This is a genomic window from Actinomadura sp. KC06, from assembly GCF_004348735.1.
GTDB lineage: Bacteria > Actinomycetota > Actinomycetes > Streptosporangiales > Streptosporangiaceae > Spirillospora.
Genome location: NZ_SMKT01000005.1, coordinates 18,315 through 35,129, shown reverse-complemented (window position 1 = coordinate 35,129; position 16,815 = coordinate 18,315). Strand labels below are relative to the sequence as shown.

Annotated in this window: 13 protein-coding genes; 3 read left to right on the top strand and 10 right to left on the bottom strand. The window is 73.4% G+C overall.

The window, feature by feature from the left end; all coding sequences use genetic code 11:
- Positions 1-17: 17 nt before the first annotated feature.
- A complete protein-coding gene (codA, locus tag E1287_RS03155; protein ID WP_131963270.1) occupies positions 18-1,337 on the bottom strand; it encodes a cytosine deaminase in 1,320 nt (439 codons plus the stop codon).
- Between the two features lie 14 nt (positions 1,338-1,351).
- A complete protein-coding gene (locus E1287_RS03150; protein WP_131963269.1) occupies positions 1,352-2,755 on the bottom strand; it encodes an acyl-CoA synthetase in 1,404 nt (467 codons plus the stop codon).
- A 39-nt stretch (positions 2,756-2,794) separates the two neighbouring features.
- Between E1287_RS03150 and E1287_RS03145 the strand changes: the two genes are divergently transcribed.
- The gene (locus tag E1287_RS03145; protein WP_207933984.1) at positions 2,795-3,433 is read left to right on the top strand and encodes an AAA family ATPase; all 639 of its coding nucleotides are present in this window, start codon (positions 2,795-2,797) and stop codon (positions 3,431-3,433) included.
- On the opposite strand, the gene E1287_RS03140 is transcribed toward E1287_RS03145, so the two are convergent.
- Positions 3,379-5,196, bottom strand: a complete 1,818-nt coding sequence (locus E1287_RS03140) for a hydantoinase B/oxoprolinase family protein (RefSeq protein WP_207933983.1) — start codon at positions 5,194-5,196, stop codon at positions 3,379-3,381. The two genes, E1287_RS03145 and E1287_RS03140, sit on opposite strands and share 55 nt — an antisense overlap.
- A gap of 11 nt (positions 5,197-5,207) precedes the next feature.
- Positions 5,208-7,259, bottom strand: coding sequence for a hydantoinase/oxoprolinase family protein (locus E1287_RS03135; RefSeq protein WP_131963267.1), 2,052 nt, complete (start codon positions 7,257-7,259; stop codon positions 5,208-5,210).
- Between the two features lie 134 nt (positions 7,260-7,393).
- On the opposite strand from E1287_RS03135, the gene E1287_RS03130 reads away from it, so the two are divergent.
- A complete protein-coding gene (locus E1287_RS03130; RefSeq protein ID WP_131963266.1) occupies positions 7,394-7,768 on the top strand; it encodes an FKBP-type peptidyl-prolyl cis-trans isomerase in 375 nt (124 codons plus the stop codon).
- 28 nt (positions 7,769-7,796) lie between these two features.
- Here E1287_RS03130 and E1287_RS03125 read toward each other — a convergent pair whose 3' ends face one another.
- Entirely contained in the window at positions 7,797-8,435 is a 639-nt protein-coding gene (locus tag E1287_RS03125; protein ID WP_131963265.1) for a carbon monoxide dehydrogenase subunit G, read from the bottom strand.
- A gap of 228 nt (positions 8,436-8,663) precedes the next feature.
- On the opposite strand from E1287_RS03125, the gene E1287_RS03120 reads away from it, so the two are divergent.
- A complete protein-coding gene (locus tag E1287_RS03120) occupies positions 8,664-9,485 on the top strand; it encodes a polysaccharide deacetylase family protein (protein ID WP_243718559.1) in 822 nt (273 codons plus the stop codon).
- Positions 9,486-9,599: 114 nt separating this feature from the next.
- Here E1287_RS03120 and cutA read toward each other — a convergent pair whose 3' ends face one another.
- The 5 genes from cutA to E1287_RS03095 all read right to left on the bottom strand — a co-directional run bounded on the left by cutA (position 9,600) and on the right by E1287_RS03095 (position 16,763).
- Entirely contained in the window at positions 9,600-12,014 is a 2,415-nt protein-coding gene (gene cutA / locus E1287_RS03115) for an aerobic carbon-monoxide dehydrogenase large subunit (protein ID WP_131963263.1), read from the bottom strand.
- Positions 12,015-12,515 (bottom strand): (2Fe-2S)-binding protein, encoded by a 501-nt coding sequence (locus tag E1287_RS03110; protein WP_131963262.1) that lies wholly within the window; start codon positions 12,513-12,515, stop codon positions 12,015-12,017.
- Positions 12,516-12,535: 20 nt separating this feature from the next.
- Positions 12,536-13,417, bottom strand: a complete 882-nt coding sequence (locus tag E1287_RS03105) for an FAD binding domain-containing protein (RefSeq protein ID WP_131963261.1) — start codon at positions 13,415-13,417, stop codon at positions 12,536-12,538.
- A complete protein-coding gene (locus E1287_RS03100; RefSeq protein WP_131963260.1) occupies positions 13,414-14,829 on the bottom strand; it encodes a solute carrier family 23 protein in 1,416 nt (471 codons plus the stop codon). The genes E1287_RS03105 and E1287_RS03100 overlap by 4 nt, the downstream gene beginning before the upstream one ends.
- A 161-nt stretch (positions 14,830-14,990) precedes the next feature.
- Positions 14,991-16,763 carry a PucR family transcriptional regulator gene (locus E1287_RS03095; protein ID WP_131963259.1) on the bottom strand — a complete coding sequence of 591 codons (1,773 nt, stop codon included), beginning with the start codon at positions 16,761-16,763 and terminating at the stop codon, positions 14,991-14,993.
- Positions 16,764-16,815 lie beyond the last annotated feature (52 nt).

The following is a 16,815-nucleotide window of genomic DNA, read 5'->3' as shown; positions in this document are numbered from 1 at the left end:
GATCGGCATGACAGGTGTCATGCGCCGTTCCCGGCGGCGCCGCGCGGGACGCGGGCCTCGGTCCGGGGACGGGCGAAGTCGACGGTCTCCGGGCGCCGTCCGGGCCAGGTCAGGCGGGTCGCGGCGGCCGGGGTCTCGGCGACCAGGCGGCCGTGCGCGACGACGTGGCTCGGCCGGGTCTGCCGCCGGACGGCGTCGTGCGGCGACGCGGCGGGCAGCACGACGAGGCTCGCGGGGCGGCCGGTCTCGACGCCGTACCGGTCGCCGAGCCCGAGGACGCGCGCGGCCCGTCCGGTGACCATCGCGAACGCCTCGTCGATCTCGGCGGGCGCGGTCAGCTGCGCGGCGGCGGCGCCGACGAGCGCGACCTGGAGCGGGAACGCGGTGCCGAGCGGGAAGAACGGGTCCATGACGTCGTCGTGCCCGAACGCGACGTTCACCCCGGCGGCGAGCATCTCCTTGACCTGGGTGAGGCCGCGCCGCTTCGGATAGCCGTCGAACCTGCCCTGCAGCGCGAGGTTGGCGAGGGGGTTGCAGACGAGGTTGGCTCCGGAGCGGGCGATGATGCGCTGGAGCTTGCCGGAGTAGGCGCCGCCGTAGGAGCCCATCGCCGTGGTGTGCGACGCGGTGGCGCGTTCGCGGAGGCCGCCGCGCCGGGCGAGCGCCGCCAGGACCTCCACGAAACGGGACTGGTCGTCGTCGATCTCGTCGCAGTGGGCGTCGAGGGCCAGGCCGTGGCGCTGCGCGATGTCGAACGCGATCTCCAGGGAGCGGACGCCGTCCTCGCGGGTGTCCTCGTAGTGCGGGATGGCGCCGATCGCGTCCACGCCGCGGCGGGCGGCCTCTTCCAGCAGCTCGGCGCCCTGGTCGAACGAGCGGACGCCCTCCTGCGGGAACGCGACGAGCTGCAGCCCGATGACGTCGGCGACCTGGTCGCGGACGGCGAGCATCGCGTCCAGCGCGACGAGGCCGGGGTCGGTGACGTCCACGTGGCTGCGGACGTGCAGGACGCCGTTCGCCGCGTACCAGCGCAGCACCTCCGACGCGCGGGCCACGACGTCGTCGCGGGTGAGCGCCGCCTTGCGCTCGCTCCACACGGCGATGCCCTCCCACAGCGACCCGGACGCGTTCCAGCGCGGCTCCCCGGCGGTGAGCGCCGTGTCGAGGTGGACGTGCGGCTCGACGAACGGCGGGCTCACGAAGCAGCCGGTCGCGTCGATCCACTCCTCGCCCGCGAGCCGCCCGGCGGGCGCGATGCGGCCGATGCGGCCGCCGTCGATCTCGATGTCGTGCGGGCCGTCGCGTCCGGTGAGGCGGGCGTTGGTCACGAGGCGCATTGGGGGAGCCTTTCCTACGGCGTCATGTCGTCCAGGCGGGTCTTGACGACCTTGCCCATGGCGTTGCGCGGCAGCGACTCCACCAGGTGCACCACCCGGGGCCGCTTGTGGGCCGACAGCCGCTCCGCCACGAAGTCGATCAGCTGCCGTTCGGCGACGCCGTCGGCGACGACGTACGCGGTGACCTGCTCGCCGAGGTCGTCGTGCGGGGTGCCGACGACGGCGGCCTCCCGGACGGCGGGATGGGCGAGCAGCGCGTTCTCGATCTCGCCCGCGCCGATCCGGTAGCCGCCGCTCTTGATCAGGTCGGTGGACGCGCGGCCGACGATGCGGTGCCAGCCGTCCGGTCCGATGGTCGCGATGTCGCCGGTGCGGAACCAGCCGTCCGCGGCGAACGACTCGGCGGTGGCGTCGGGGCGGTTGAGGTATCCCTTGAACAGCAGCGGGGCGCGGACGTGCAGCTCGCCGGGCGTCTCGCCGTCCGCCGGGACGGGACCGCCGTCCTCGGCGGCGAGGCGGGTCTCGACGCCGGTCAGCGGCGTGCCGACGTATCCGGGACGCCGGTCGCCGCCGGCGCGGGCGCTGATCGTGATGAGCGTCTCGGTCATGCCGTACCGCTCGACCGGCCGGTGCCCGGTCAGCCGCGCGAGCCGCTCGAAGACGGGCACGGGGAGCGGCGCGCTGCCGGAGACGAGCAGCCGCGCGCTGCTGAGCGCACGCGCGGCGGACGGGTCGGCGGCCGTCCTCGACCAGACGGTGGGGACGCCGAAGAACAGGCTCCCGCCGTCGTTCTGAGCCGCGCCGGCGTAGGCGCCGGGCTTCGGACGTCCGGTGTGCACCAGCGGCGAGCCGACCCGCAGCGCCCCGAGAACGCCGAGGACGAGCCCGTGCACGTGGAACAGGGGCAGGCCGTGGACGAGGACGTCGTCCGGGGTCCAGGCCCAGGCTTCGGCGAGCGCGTCCAGCCCGGCGGCGATCGCGCCGCGCGAGATCAGCACGCCCTTCGGCGCGCCCGTCGTCCCGCTGGTGTAGAGGATCAGCGCGGTCGCGTCGGCGTCGGCCTCGGCCTTCGTGCTCCCGTCGTGCGGGAGCGCGTCGACCGGGATGAGGGGCGGTTCGCCTTCCGCCGGAGGGGTCGCGTCGCGGGCGGCGAGGAGGAGGCTCGCGCCGGAGTCGCCGAGGATGTGCGCGCGTTCGGCGGGGCCGGAGTCGGGCGGCACGGGGACGACAGGGACGCCCGCGAGGAGGCCGCCGACGACCGCCGCGACCGTCTCCAGGGACGCCGTGGCGTGGACCGCGACGGCGTCCGCGCCCCGGATCTCCGCGGCCACGGCCGACGCCCAGCCGAGCAGCTCGTCGCGCGGCAGGCCGCGTCCCGCGATCCGCACCGGGCCGCCCGTCGCGCCGAGCAGGTCCATGGTCGCCCCTCTCCGTCTCGTCCTGGAAGTATGCCTTCCGTGTCGTTCCCGCAGGGTGCAGCCCTGACCTATCCCGCGCTCGCCGCCCGGCTGCTGGTCCTGCCGCCGTCGTGCGGCGTGGCGCGCGTCGTCGCGATCGACGGGCCGAGCGGCGCGGGGAAGTCGACGTTCGCCGATCATCTCGCCGAGGTGCTGGTCGGCGCGCCGGTGGTGCGGTCGGACGACTTCCGCGTCCCGTGGGACGCCGACCCGCTCACCTGGTGGGGGCCGCTCCGCGCGGCCGTCCTCGACCCGCTCCGCGACGGGCGGCCCGCTCACCTGCGCCGCTACGACTGGCACCACGACCTGTACGGGCGGGAGGAGGAGATCCCGGCCGGGCCCGTCCTGATCGTCGAGGGCGTCGGGGCCGCGTGGGCGGGGTCGCCCGCCGCGTTCCGCGTCTGGATCGACGCGCCGCACGACCTGCGCCGCGCCCGCGCCATCGACCGCGACGGCCCCGAGTACGCCGGAGCCTGGGACGCGTGGAGCACCCGCGAGACGGCGTTCTTCGCCGCCGACGGCACTCGCGCCCGCTCCGACCTCCTCGTGGACGGCACCACGTTCACGTCCCATCGCTTCCGGACCTACTCGACGGCGTCGACGTCGGCGGACGGCGACCCGCCCGACAGCTCGGCATAGCCCGGGCCTCTGTCGAAGAACGGCGCGGGCCCGCGTTCGGCGCGCAGGCGTTCCCGCAGGGCCGTGGTCGCTTCCTCGTCGACGACGCCGCCGGTCAGGACGACGCCGTAGTCGTCGCGGGCGCCGTCCACCGACACCTTGCCGTCGCGGACGTCGGCGGCCACGCGGGACGGGTCGCGCTTCAGCGGGTCGCCCCAGCCGCCTCCACCGGTCGTGCGGATGCGGATGACCTGCCCGGCCTTGACGGGGTGGTCGTCCACGAGGCCGTCCATCTCCTCGCCGTCGATGTCCACGCGGAAGGGACGTCCCGCGCGGCCGCCGTTGACGCCCCAGCACGACAGGATCGACCGGTCGGCGATCGACATGTAGTGGGCGTCGCGGAGCATCCGGATGTGCTTGTCGTAGCCAAGCCCGCCCCGGTACTCCCCCGGCCCGCCGGAGTCGGCGGCGAGGCCGAGGCGCTCGACGATGAACGGCCAGCGGGCCTCGGCGAACTCGGCGGGGATGTTGCGGGAGTCGGGCACGACGTGGATGGTGTCCTCGCCGTCGGCGTAGTAGCGGCCGCCGGAGCCGCCGCCGAGCACCTCCCGCATCAGGTAGGGGCCGCGGTCGTCCTCCCCGTAGACGCCGGTGTAGCGGATCGTCTCCTGGTCGGCGGGCATCCGCCCGCCGGTCGCCTTCGCCAGGACGCCCGCGAGGACGCCGAGCAGCCGCAGGATCACGAACGTCCGGGCGTTCGTCGGGGCCGGGAAGACGGGCGTGAGCAGCGTGCCCTTCTCCGGGAACCGCATCTCGATGAGCGGCACGACGCCCTCGTTGACGTCCAGCTCGGCGGCCCGCTCCGGCGTGTCGGCCAGGTTCCGCAGGACGGGCGCCAGCCACTTCTTCAGGAACACGCCGCCGGAGTAGTCGCCCGCGTGGTTGATCGGACCCTTGGCCTGCGGGGACGTCCCGGCGAAGTCGATGACGAGCGGGACGTCCGCCGCCTTGTCGACCGTCAGCGTGATGCGCTGGGCGTGCAGGCGGGGCGGGTCGACGCCGTCGTGCTCGGCGTAGTCCTCCCAGACGAACACGCCGTCCGGGATCTTGGCGAGCAGCTCGCGGCGGAACGTCTCCGTCGTCCGGTCGATGATCGCGTCGAAGCACGCCTCGACGGCGGCGCGGCCGTAGCGGGCGAACAGGTCGCCGAGGCGGCGGGCGCCCATCAGGCAGGCGGAGCACTCGGCGTCCAGGTCGCCGGCGAGCGAGTCGGGCATCCGCGAGTTGCGGGTCATGATCGTCAGCGCCGCCTCGTTCGGGACGCCCTGGTCCCACAGCTTGATCGGCGGGACCATCAGGCCCTCCTCGAACGCGCTGCGGGCATGGCTCGGCATCGATCCCGGGACGGCGCCGCCGATGTCGTCGTGGTGCCCGAACGCCTGCACGAACGCGACCACCTCGCCTTCGTGGAACACCGGGACGGTCACGCACAGGTCCGGCAGATGCCCGATGCCGCCCTCCGACAGGTACACGTCGTTGTGGAAGAACACGTCGCCCGGACGCATCTCCTCGGGCGGGAAGTCGCGGGCGATCGGCTGGACGAGCGCGGAGTACGAGCGGCCGGTCAGCTTGCGGAGCCGCCGGTCGTGGATCCCGGCGCGGAAGTCGTGCGCGTCGCGGATCATCGGGGAGCGGGCCGTCCGCGCGATGGCCGTCTCGACCTCCCGCTCGACGGACGCGAGCGTCCCCTCGACGATCTCCAGCAGGATCGGATCGACGGTCATCGGGTCGATGATCATCGGGTCACCACCAGGTTGCCGAAGCCGTCGAGTTCCGCGGTGAAGCCGGGGTGCAGCGGCAGCGTCGAGCCGAACTCCTCGATGACGGCCGGGCCCGTCACGGTGTCGCCCGGGGCGAGTTTCTCGCGGCGGTAGACGGCCGTCTCCTCCCACTTGTCGAAGTGGACCGTCCGCGTGCCGGTCAGGGCGCGTGAGGGGTCGCCGTCTCCCGGCGGACGCTCGGTGAGGCGCGGGCGGGCGATCGGGCCGATGCCGGAGACGCGGAGGTTGACCCACTCGACGGGATGCCGCGGGTCGTCCCGGTAGCAGTACCCGTAGAGGGCCTCGTGGGCGTCGTGGAACCGGCTGACCACCTCGGCGCGGAACGCCTCGTCCTGGTGCCCGGCGGGGGCGGGGACGCGCACCTCGAACGCCTGCCCGTAGTAGCGCAGGTCGGCGGAGCGGGCGAAGCGGCGGCGATCGTCCGGGAAGCCTTCGCGGGCGAGCGCCTGCGCGGCCTCCGACTCCAGGTCGGTGTAGATCTCGTCCAGGAGGGCGGGGTCGAGTTCGGCGTCGCGGACGACGCGCGTCCGGACGTGGTCGTTCTTCACGTCCACCGTGAGCAGCCCGAACGCCGACAGGTTGCCGGGGTTATCCGGGATCACGGCGGCGGGCAGGCCGAGCACGTCCAGCAGGCGGCAGGCCAGCAGCGGACCGGACCCGCCGAACGCCACCAGCGGGTAGTCGCGGACGTCCAGGCCCCGCTTGACGGTGATCTGCCGGATCGCGTTGGCCTGGTTCCACGCCGAGATCTCCAGGATGCCGGCGGCGGCCCGCTCGACGGGCAGGCCGAGCCGGTCCGCGAGCGCGTCGAGGCCCGCGCGGGCGGCGGCCACGTCCAGGGGCACCTCGCCGCCGAGCAGGTGCGGCGGGATGCGGCCGAGGACGGCGTGCGCGTCGGTCACCGTCACCTCGGTGCCGCCGCGGCCGTAGCAGAGCGGGCCGGGGTCGGCGCCCGCGCTGCGCGGCCCGACCTTCAGCGCGCCGTCCGGCGACCGCCACGCGACCGACCCGCCGCCCGCCCCGACCGTCACGATGTCGATCATCGGGATCTTGACGGGGTGGCGGCCGATCGAGCCCTCGGTGGTGAGGGTCGGCTCGCCGTCCAGGACGACCGCGACGTCGGTGGACGTCCCGCCCCCGTCCAGCGTCACGACCGAGCCGTGCCCGCTGTGCGACACCACGAACGCCGCGCCGAGCGCTCCGGCGGCCGGGCCCGACAGGACGGTCGTGATCGGCTGGCGGGCGACCTCGTCCGCCGACAGCACGCCGCCGTTGCTCTTCATCACCAGCAGCCGGGACGCGACCCGCCCAGCGAGCCGTTCCGCGATCCGCGCGAGGTAGCCGTTCATGGCGGGCTTGACGGCGGCGTCCACGAGCGTCGTCACCGACCGCTCGTACTCGCGGTACTCGCGCAGCACCTCGCACGACAGCGACACCACCGCGTCCGGGTGCTCGTGGGCCAGCACGTCCCGCATCGCGAGCTCGTGGGACGGGTCGGCGTAGGAGTGCAGGAAGCACACCCCGATCGCGAGGATCCCCTCCTCGCGGAACCAGCGGGCCGCCGCGACCGCCGACGCCTCGTCGAAGGGGCGCAGCTCGGCGCCGGTGTGGTCGAGCCGCCCGCCGACCGTCCGGACCCGGTGCGCCGGGACGATCCGCGGCGGCTTCACCCAGAAGTAGCTGTTGCCGTAGCCGTCCGGGACGCTCTGCCGCGCGATCTCCAGGATCGACTCGAAGCCCTCGGTGGTGATGAAGCCGAGGTCGTCGATCCGGTCCTCCAGGAGGCGGTTCGTCGCGACCGTCGTGCCGTGCGACAGCGCGGCCACGTCCGCCGGTTCCGCGCCGAGGAGGGCGAGGATCTTCGCGACGCCGTCCGCGAACCCCTCCGCGGGGTCGGCGGGCGTCGAGGGCGTCTTCGTGGTGACGAGCCCGCCGCCGTCCTCGTCCAGCGCGACGACGTCGGTGAACGTCCCGCCCGTGTCGATCCCGATCCGCAGCCGCCTCATGAACACGGGTCTACCGGACGCCGCCCACCTGCGAAACCGTCGCAATCTGCCAACGGACGGGATCGTGTTTCGTGAGGGCGCGTTAGGGCTAGGCTGAGCAGTTCCGATTTCCGACGAGACGCTGGAGCCCGTTCATGGCCCTGGAACGCCCCGAGATCGACTTCCCCGAGGGACAGCCGCCCGCGTACCTCGACATCACCGACATCACCGAGGGCGACGGGCCGGAGGCCGCGAAGGGCTCGAACGTCTCGATGCACTACGTCGGCGTGTCGTGGTCGACCGGCGAGGAGTTCGACGCGTCCTGGAACCGGGGCGGCACGCTCGACTTCGAGCTCGGCTCCGGCCGCGTCATCAAGGGCTGGGACATGGGCATCGCCGGGATGAAGGTGGGCGGGCGCCGCAAGCTCGTCATCCCGCCGCACCTCGCCTACGGCGACCGCAGCCCGAGCCCGGCCATCAAGCCGGGCGAGACGCTCATCTTCGTCGTCGACCTCGTCGGGGTGAGCTGACGCTCCCTGCCCCTCGACGGCTGGCAGTTCAGCGGCGGGAGCGGCGCCCCAGCAGGTAGCCGATCAGCACGCCGATGAGTGCGACGAGGCCGCCGGAGCCGAACGCGACGATCATCGGCCAGCCGGTGGTCGCGCGCTCCGGGACGGCCGCCGCGCGTCCCGCGTAGACGGCGCCCGTCCCGGCCTGCGCGTCCGGAGCCGCGGCCTCGGGTTCAGCGGGTGCGGGCGGGGGCGCGGTGAGGTCGCGTTCGACCGCGGCGAAGAACTCGCCCGCGGTGCGCTTGGCGACGCCGCCGAGCATCCGCTGGCCGACGCCGCCGACCATCCCGCCGACGACCGCGTCCGCGTCGTAGTCGATCCGGGTCGAGCCGTCGCCGCCGGTGAGCCGGACGCGGACGGTCGCGTCCACCGTGCCGGGCGCCCCCTGGCCGCGCGCCCGCAGGACGAACGAGCGCGGCGGGTCGGGATCGGCGAGCTCGACCCGCCCCACGTACGTCCCCTGGATCGAGGCGACGCCCGCGGTGACGGTCATGCGGTAGGTGTCCGGGCCCGTCTCCTCCAGGGAGCGGCATCCGGGGATCGTCCTCGCCAGGACCGCCGGATCCTGGAGCGCGTCCCACACCCGGGCGAGCGGCGCGGCGACGGTGGCACTGCCGGTGAGCTGCATGGACCCGACTTTAGGGAATGGCGCCGCCGCGCCGAACGGCAACATCTGCCGAGTACACGCCGAGGATTGGGCAGATGCGCCCGCCCGATCCTGGGAAATGGTCAGATATGTCCGGCAGGTTCCGCCGGGTGCGAACTCCCCTCGCCACCCGCGCGTCAACCGATGCGAACCCCCAGCCGAACCGAACGGAGTACGCGGCCGATGCGAGGTACGACGCCCGTGATCAGCATGGTTGCCGCCGCCGTGGTCGGCGTGGCCGCGGGCGGCTGGCCCGTCCTCACCGCGCGGGCGGGCGACTCGGGGCCGTCGATGCGGACGCAGCTCGCCGCCGTCCTCGGCGACCAGAAGTGGGCGACGCCGAAGCCCGGCTCCTGGACGCCTCCGCCGCCGTCCCAGGACGGTCTGCCCCCGGTCATCAGAAGCATCGAGACGCAGGAGCGCGTCGTCTTCCTCACCATCGACGACGGCTACGAGTACGACTCGGAGTTCGTGAACCTCGTCCGCACGCGGAAGGTTCCCATCATGACGTTCCTGACCTCCACCTACATCAAGGGCCAGGGACAGTACTTCTGGGCCATGCGCAACGCGGGCTCGCGCATGGAGAACCACACCGTCAGCCACCCCAACATGGGGACGCTCCCCGCCGACAGGCAGAAGAAGCAGATCTGCGAAGCCTCCGACCAGATCCAGAAGCAGTACGGGCGCCGTCCCGAGATCTTCCGTCCGCCGTTCGGCAGCTTCAACCAGACCACGCGGCAGGTCGCCAAGGAGTGCGGCATCAAGTCGGTGCTGCTGTGGTCGGCGGAGTTCTACAACGGCACCACCGGACCGGGCGTCGGGTTCAACGGCTTCGCGCGCGGCGACGGCGGCAAGGGGTTCAGGCCCGGCGACATCATCCTCATGCACTACCGCAAGGGGCTCGCCAAGGACCTCCTGACGATCCTCGGCTGGATCCAGCAGGCCGGGTTCCGTCCCGCCGCCGTCCAGAACTACCTGCCGAAGTCGCTCGGCGGCAACGCCCCCGACAAGCCCGCGCCCACGGGCGGCTGAAAGCCGACCTTCCCGGAGGAATCCCGGTTACGCCGAGAGCCCGCACCCCCGTTCACTAGGGTCAACACGCTGGCGGGGTTGAGGTCCCCCGCACCCGAGCCGACCCCGCCAGCACTACAACGTCCTCGCGTTTTCCCGGACGACCAACGTCGGGTCGTTCGCCGCCCGTTCGCGCAGCTCGTAGAGGGTGTCCGGGGAGAGCGGCATCGCGTCCACGCGGACGCCCTCCGCGTCCTCCACCGCAGAGGCGATCACCGCCGACACCGGGATGACGCCCGCCTCCCCCGCGCCCTTGATGCCCAGCGGGTTCAGCGGCGACGGCGTCTCCAGATGATCGGTCTCGATGCGCGGGATCTCCGTCGCGTACGGCATGAGGAAGTCCATGAACGACGCGTTCAGCAGCTGGCCCGACTCGTCGTACACCATCCGCTCGTACAGCGCGCCGGCGATGCCCTGCGCGACACCGCCGTGGATCTGCCCCTCCACCACCATCGGGTTGATGAGCCGCCCGCAGTCGTGGACGACCGCGTACCGCAGGATCGCGATCTCCGCCGTGTCCGGGTCGACCTCCACGATCGCGGCGTGCGCCCCGGCGGCGAACGTGGACCGGACGGGCGAGTAGTAGTCGCGCCCCTCCAGGCCCGGCTCGTCCCCCGCCGCGACGGGCGGCTCGGTGACGGGGCGGCCGACCGCGAACTGCGTCGCCGCGGCAGCCTCCTGGTCGAACGCGTACCGCAGCGGGTTCGACAGGACGGCGACCGTCCGCAGCGGCACCGACGCCGACGGGTCGCCCTTGACGTGCACGACCCCGTCGGTGATCTCCAGGTCGCGCGGGTCGGCCTCCAGCGCCTCGCCCGCGATCCGCAGCGCCTTGCCGCGGACCTTCCGGCATGCCAGCGCGATCGCGTTGCCGCTCATCACGGCGGCGCGGGACGCGAACGTCCCGACCGCGTACCCGAACCGGCGGGTGTCGCCCGTCGTGACGTGCACGTCCCCGATCGGGACGCCCAGCTCCGCGGCCGCGATCTGCGCGAACACGGTCTCGTGGCCCTGGCCCTGCGACGTCAGCCCGGTCGAGACGTGCACCCGCCCGGCCGTGTCGATCTCGACGTGCCCGCCCTCGTACGGGCCGACGCCCGTCCCCTCCACGTAGACGCCGAGGCCGATGCCGAGGCGGCGGCCCCGGGACGCGGCGGCGGCGCGCTCGGCGTCGAAGCCGTCCCAGCCGATCAGCTCGCGCGCCTTGCGGAGCAGCTCCGGGTAGTCGCCCGAGTCGTAGATCAGCGGGCGGCCGTCCTGGAAGGTGAGGCCCTGGTCGTAGGGGAACTCGTCGGGCTGGATGAGGTTCGCGGCGCGGACGTCGGCGCGGTCGAGGCCGAGGTGGCGGGCGACGCGGTCCATGGTCCGCTCCATGCAGAACACGCCCTGCGGGCGTCCCGCGCCCCGGTACGGGGTGACGATCAGCGTGTTGGTGTAGAGGCTCGTGACCTCCGCCCGGTAGGCGCCGATCTTGTACGGGCCGAGGAGCTGCGTGGACGTGACGATCGGGATGATGATCCCGTACGGGGTGTAGGCGCCGTGGTCGTGCCGGATCTTCACGTCCAGGCCGAGGATGCGGCCCGCGTCGTCGAACCCGACGCGGACGTCCTGGAGCTGCCCCCGCTCGTGCGCGGCGGACACGAAGTGCTCGCGGCGGTCCTCGGTCCATTTCAGCTCGCGGTCGAGGAGCCGCGCGGCCCACGGGACGAGGACCTCCTCCGGCCACGGGTGGACGATCTTCACGCCGAACCCGCCGCCGACGTCCGGGGCGACGACCTCGACCTTGCCGTTCGGCAGCCCGAGCCGCGCGGCGATCGCGGCGCGGACGCTCGTGGACGCCTGCGTGGACGAGTACACGCGCAGCGACCCGTCGTCGGCGTCCCACCGCGCGTAGACGCCGCGTCCCTCCAGCGGCATGGACGCGCTGCGCTCGATCGCGAGGCTGAACTCCAGCACGTGCGGGGCGGCGGCGATCGCGGCGGCGGCGTCCCCGTTCTCCTGGACGAGCACCGCCCCGACATTGCCCGGCACGTCGTCGTGGACGAGGTGTTCCGCCCGCGTCGCGGCCTCGATGCCGACGACGGGCGGGAGCGGCTCGTACTCCACGCGGATGCGTTCGGCGGCGTCCTCGGCCAGGTACCGGTCGCGGGCGACGACCATCACCACGGGCTCTCCGACGTGCCGGACGACGTCGCGCGCCAGCGGATACCCGGTGCGGCCGTGCGTGAGCGCGGGGTGCGGGATCAGCAGCGGCAGCGGCTCGCCGACCCGTCCGGGAAGGTCCTCCCAGGTGTAGACGGCGACGAGGCCGTCGACGTCCAGGGCGCCGGCCACGTCGATGTCGGTGATCCGGGCATGCGCGTGCGGCGACCGGACGAACGCCGCCGCGAGCGCGTCCCGTCCCAGGTCGTCGAGGTAGCGGCCGCGGCCGGTGAGGAGGCGCGCGTCCTCGCGGCGCTTGACCGGCTCGCCGAACACCCGCGTCCCCATCTACGACTCCCCTTCATCGGCGGACAGAGCCAGAATGTCGGCGGCGCGGTGCACCGATTTGACGATGTTCTGGTAGCCGGTGCAGCGGCACAGGTTCCCGGAGATGCCCTCAAGGACCTGGTCTTCGGTCGGGCGCGGCGTCTCGCGCAGCAGCGCCGTCACCGTGCAGAGGAACCCGGGCGTGCAGAAACCGCATTGCAGGCCGTGGCATTCGCGGAACGCGCGCTGCACCGGCGACGGCGTCCCGTCCTCGCCGGCGAGGCCCTCCACGGTGGTGATCTCGTGGCCGGAGGCGGTGACGGCGAGCATCAGGCACGACCGCACCGGTGCCCCGTCCAGCAGGACGGTGCAGCAGCCGCAGACGCCGTGCTCGCAGCCGACGTGCGTGCCGGTGAGCCCGAGGTCGTGCCGGAGCAGGTCCGACAGCAGCCGGCGCGCCGGGACGCGGGCGGTGCGGTGCGTCCCGTTGACGGTCAGCCCGACCTCGAAGCTCTCCTCCACGTCACTCCCCCGCCTTCATGTCAGTCCCCCGCCTTCCGCAGCGCCCCGTCTTTCCACAGTGCTCGGGCCGCCGCGGACTTGAACGCGCGCTCGGTGAGCACGCCGGTCAGGTGCCGCCGGTAGGCGGCGCCCGCGTGGATGTCGGTCTCCGGGTCGATCCGCTCGCGGACGTGCGCGGCCGCGGCCGTCCAGTCGCCGTGCGGCCCGGCGGCGCCGGTCAGGTCGAGGACGAGCGGCGTCGCGGAGATCCCGAGGTACCCGGCGCGGGCCGCGGAGACGCGCAGGTCCTCGTCCAGGGTGACGACGGCGGCGACGCCCGCGAGCGCGTAGTCGCCGTGCCGCCGCGCCGTCTCCGTGAACGCGGTGCCGGTGCGGGGCGGCGCGGCCGGGAAGAACGCCGAGACGGCCAGCTCGCCGGGTTCCAGCGCCGATTCCATCGGCCCGAGGAAGAACTCCTCGGCGGGGATGGTGCGGCGCCCGCGCGCGGACGCGGCCTCGACCGTCCCGCCGAGGAGGGCCAGGACGGCGGGCAGCTCGGCGGCCGGATCGGCGTGCACGAGGCTCCCGACGACCGTGCCGCGGTTGCGGATGACGGGATGCGCGACGTGCCGGAGCGCCTGCCCGAGCAGCGGCTGGACGGCCGCGGCCTCCGGTGAGCGTTCCACCCGCGCGTGCCGGGCGAGCGCGCCGGCCCGGACGCCGTCGTCCCCCACGTGCAGGGTGTCGAGTTCGGCGACGCGGTTGATGTCGACCAGTTCCGGCGGCGCGGCCAGCCGCATGTTCAGCAGCGGGATGAGGCTCTGCCCGCCCGCCAGGACCTTGCCGGACGGCTCCGCGTCCAGCGCGTCCAGCGCCTCGCGAACGGTGGCCGGGGCGCGGTAGCCGAACGGCGGCGGCTTCATCCCGCCGCCCGGTCGGTGGGCGCGATGACGCCGCCGCCCTGGCCGCTCGGTCCGCGGACCGCGTTCAGGACGTGGTAGCCGACGAGGACGGCGATCGTCCCGAGCGCGATGCCCTGCAGCGGGAAGTCGTCGGTGATGTCCAGTGTCACGTTCCCGATCGCGAGGATGATGCCCGCCGCGACGGGGACGAGGTTGACCGGATCGGCGAAGTCCACCCGGCTCTCGATCCAGATCTTCGCGCCGAGCAGCCCGATCATCCCGTACAGCACGACGGTGATGCCGCCGAGGACGCCGCCGGGCGTCGCGGCGACCAGCGCGCCGAACTTGGGGCACAGCCCGAACAGGATCGCGACGGCGGCGGCGACGTAGTAGGCGGCGGTCGAGTAGATCCGGGTGGCGGCCATGACGCCGATGTTCTCGGCGTAGGTGGTGGTCGGGGAGCCCCCGACCGCGGAGGCGAGCGCCGTGCCGACGCCGTCGGCGGTGATGGCCCGGCCGAGGACGGGGTCGAGGTCGTCGCCGGTCATCGCGGCGACGGCCTTGACGTGCCCGGTGTTCTCCGCGATCAGCGCGATGACCGCCGGCAGCGCCAGCAGGATCGCCGAGGTCTTGAAGTCGGGGCCGTGCAGGCTGGGGAACCCGAACCAGTCGGCCGCGTCCACGCTGGAGAAGTTGACCCGGTCATGCGGGAACGCGGTCGCGACGCAGTACGTGCCTTCGGTCGCGCAGGGCTTGCCGGACGCGTCCAGAAGATTCTGGCCGGGGAGAACTGACGTGATCGTCCCGACGGTGTTGTCGAGAAGCCACGACAGCAGGAACCCGAACACCAGCGCAAGCAGCACCGCGATCCGCGCCCAGAACCCGCGCAGCAGCACCGCGCAGAGCACCGCGAAGCCCAGCGTCGCCAGCGCGACCCACTGGTCCTGCGGCCAGTAGACGGTCGCGACCACCGGCGCCAGGTTGAACCCGATCAGCATCACGACGGCGCCGGTCACCACCGGCGGGAACACCCGGTGGATGACGTCGCCGCCGACGAAGTGGATGAGCAGGCCGACCGCCGCCAGCACGGCGCCCGCGACGAGGATCGCGCCGGTCACCGTCGCGCTGTCGCCGCCCGCCGCGCGGATCGCGGCGACCGCGCCGACGAACGACGCGCTGGTGCCGAGGTAGCTCGGCACCCGGCCGCCGACGATCAACAGGAACAGGATCGTCGCGATCCCGGACATCATGATCGCCAGGTTCGGGTCCAAGCCCATCACGACGGGGAACACGAACGTCGCGCCGAACATCGCCACCACGTGCTGGGCGCCGATCCCGGCGGTGCGCGGCCACGACAGCCGCTCGTCCGGTCTGACGACCTCGCCGGGCGGCGGGGTGCGCCCGTCCCCGTGCAGCTTCCAGCCGAACACCATCGAGGCCCCTCCCCGCTCAACCGTCCGCGTTCATGCGGGCACGGTAGATCTACCCCGGTCGGCGGGCATCGGCGACATCTGCCAAAGCCCACGCGCCGGTTCGGCAGGAGCGGCGCGTCACCGAAAGATCACCGAGGCGGGGTCACTACCCTCAGTTACTCTCAGATACCGCGCATGCGCAGCACGTGAAGGGCGAGGGTGAGGTTGAGACGGAGATGGGCGTCCTCCGTGAACGCTCCGAGCATCCGCTCCAGTTTCCCGATGCGGTACCGCAGCGTGTTGTAGTGGAAGTGGAGGCGGCGGGCGGTCTCGGCGACGTTGAGGTTGGTCTCCAGCAGCACCTGCAGGGTGCGGCGCAGGTCGACCAGCTCCGGCTCGTCGTCGGAGGCCAGGTCGCCGAGCGTCTCCCGGACGAACGCGTGCAGCTCCTCCGGGTCGGACACGAGGCTCAGCAGCCGGTACACGCCGAGCTGGTCGAAGTGCGCCCGCGCGCTCGCGCCGTTCAGCTGCCGCCCGACCCGCACGGCCTTGACGGCCTGCTCGTAGGCCTCGGGCAGCGCGGCCGGGGACGTCACCGTCCGGCTGACGCCGGTGGAGAACGTCCGGCGCACCGGCAGGTGCTCGGCGAAGATCGACGACGCCTCCTTGAGCATCGCCTGGACGGGCCCGGCGGTCAGCTCGGCGGGATCGCCGCCGTCCGCGCCGATCACCGCGACGACCTCGTGCGCGAAGCTCGCGACGGCGGCGCCGCGGTCGTGCCGCCGGACCGCCGTCGTCCACGCGGCGGCGAGGCGTTCCTGCGCGGACCGCTCCTCCACGCCGCGGCCGCCGCCGCGGGTGCCGGCCTCGGGCTCGGCGCCCTTGCCGCGGGCCTTCCCGTCCGTCTCGGGGGCGGACGGGTTGCCGCGCGGGCGGCCGTCGAGCTCGGCGACGACGACCATCACGGGACGGTCGAGGTCCCAGCCGAAGCCGGCGCAGTGCGCGATGACCCTGTCATCGTCGCCGGCGCGTCCGGCGAGGATGTCGCGCAGGAAGTCGGCCCGGTACTTGCTCTCGACGGCGGCGACGGCCTGCTGCTTCGTCACCACGAGCGCGGCGACGGTCGCGGCCCGCTCCAGGATGCCGAGGTCGGTGCCGCGCAGCGTGCCGCCGGGGCTGAACGCGATGATCCGGCCGTGGTCGAAGCCGCCCGCCATCACCGGCACGACCAGGTGGTCGCCGGTGCCGTGCGCGCCGATGATGCCGCAGCCGCCGCGCCCGCAGGCCGCGTGCCGGCCCGCGTCGAACGCCCGCATGGCCTGGACGTGCTCGTCCGGGCCGGCGCCGGCGAGGACGCGCTGCTCGCCGTCCACGACGACGACGGCGACGTCCAGCAGCGTCGCGACCTCGTCGACGACCTCCTGGAGGCCGCCGCCGCACAGCACGATCTGCACGAGCGCGCGGTGGACCTCCTCGGTGCGGGCGAGTACGGACGCCTGCCGGTTCAGGATGTCGGTCAGGACCTGGTTCAGGATGTCGTCGAAGCCGACGTCGTTGGGGAGCAGGATCAGGGGGAAGCCGCGGCGGTCGGCCTGCGCGATCATTTCGGCGGGGAGCGAGTCCAGGTAGCGGCCGAGTTTGATGGCGAGGGCCGCGAGTCCGCGCTCGTCCAGGTCGGAGACCAGGTTGTCGAGCGACTGGGGAGTGTTGCGCAGGGGGTAGCCGGTGGTGAGGAGGAGCTCGTTCGGCTTCACCCACGACAGGATGTCGGGGACCTCCATCACGTTGAGACGCTGGACGATCCGTTCGAGACCGGCCCGTCCGGCGATGAGGCGGGCGCCGTTCAGGGTGCTGACGCCGAGGACCTCTCCGACCGACAGGCCATAGGTCAGTGTTCCGGTGCTCGCGAGCCGCAGGGCCGGTGGGCCCGGGTCCGCTGTGGTGGTGTAGCTCATGCCAGGGGTCACCTCGCTATTTGGTGCGTACATCGCCCGTTACGGCGTGATC

Bases quoted from the DNA above. Each gene is read 5' to 3' on its own strand.
- E1287_RS03120 (WP_243718559.1), top strand. From the start codon at position 8,664: ATGGTTGCCGCCGCCGTGGTCGGCGTGGCCGCGGGCGGCTGGCCCGTC.
- E1287_RS03140 (WP_207933983.1), bottom strand. From the start codon at position 5,196: ATGACCGTCGATCCGATCCTGCTGGAGATCGTCGAGGGGACGCTCGCG.
- E1287_RS03130 (WP_131963266.1), top strand. From the start codon at position 7,394: ATGGCCCTGGAACGCCCCGAGATCGACTTCCCCGAGGGACAGCCGCCC.
- cutA (WP_131963263.1), bottom strand. From the start codon at position 12,014: ATGGGGACGCGGGTGTTCGGCGAGCCGGTCAAGCGCCGCGAGGACGCG.
- E1287_RS03150 (WP_131963269.1), bottom strand. From the start codon at position 2,755: ATGGACCTGCTCGGCGCGACGGGCGGCCCGGTGCGGATCGCGGGACGC.
- E1287_RS03125 (WP_131963265.1), bottom strand. From the start codon at position 8,435: ATGCAGCTCACCGGCAGTGCCACCGTCGCCGCGCCGCTCGCCCGGGTG.
- E1287_RS03105 (WP_131963261.1), bottom strand. From the start codon at position 13,417: ATGAAGCCGCCGCCGTTCGGCTACCGCGCCCCGGCCACCGTTCGCGAG.
- E1287_RS03135 (WP_131963267.1), bottom strand. From the start codon at position 7,259: ATGAGGCGGCTGCGGATCGGGATCGACACGGGCGGGACGTTCACCGAC.
- E1287_RS03100 (WP_131963260.1), bottom strand. From the start codon at position 14,829: ATGGTGTTCGGCTGGAAGCTGCACGGGGACGGGCGCACCCCGCCGCCC.
- E1287_RS03095 (WP_131963259.1), bottom strand. From the start codon at position 16,763: ATGAGCTACACCACCACAGCGGACCCGGGCCCACCGGCCCTGCGGCTC.
- codA (WP_131963270.1), bottom strand. From the start codon at position 1,337: ATGCGCCTCGTGACCAACGCCCGCCTCACCGGACGCGACGGCCCGCAC.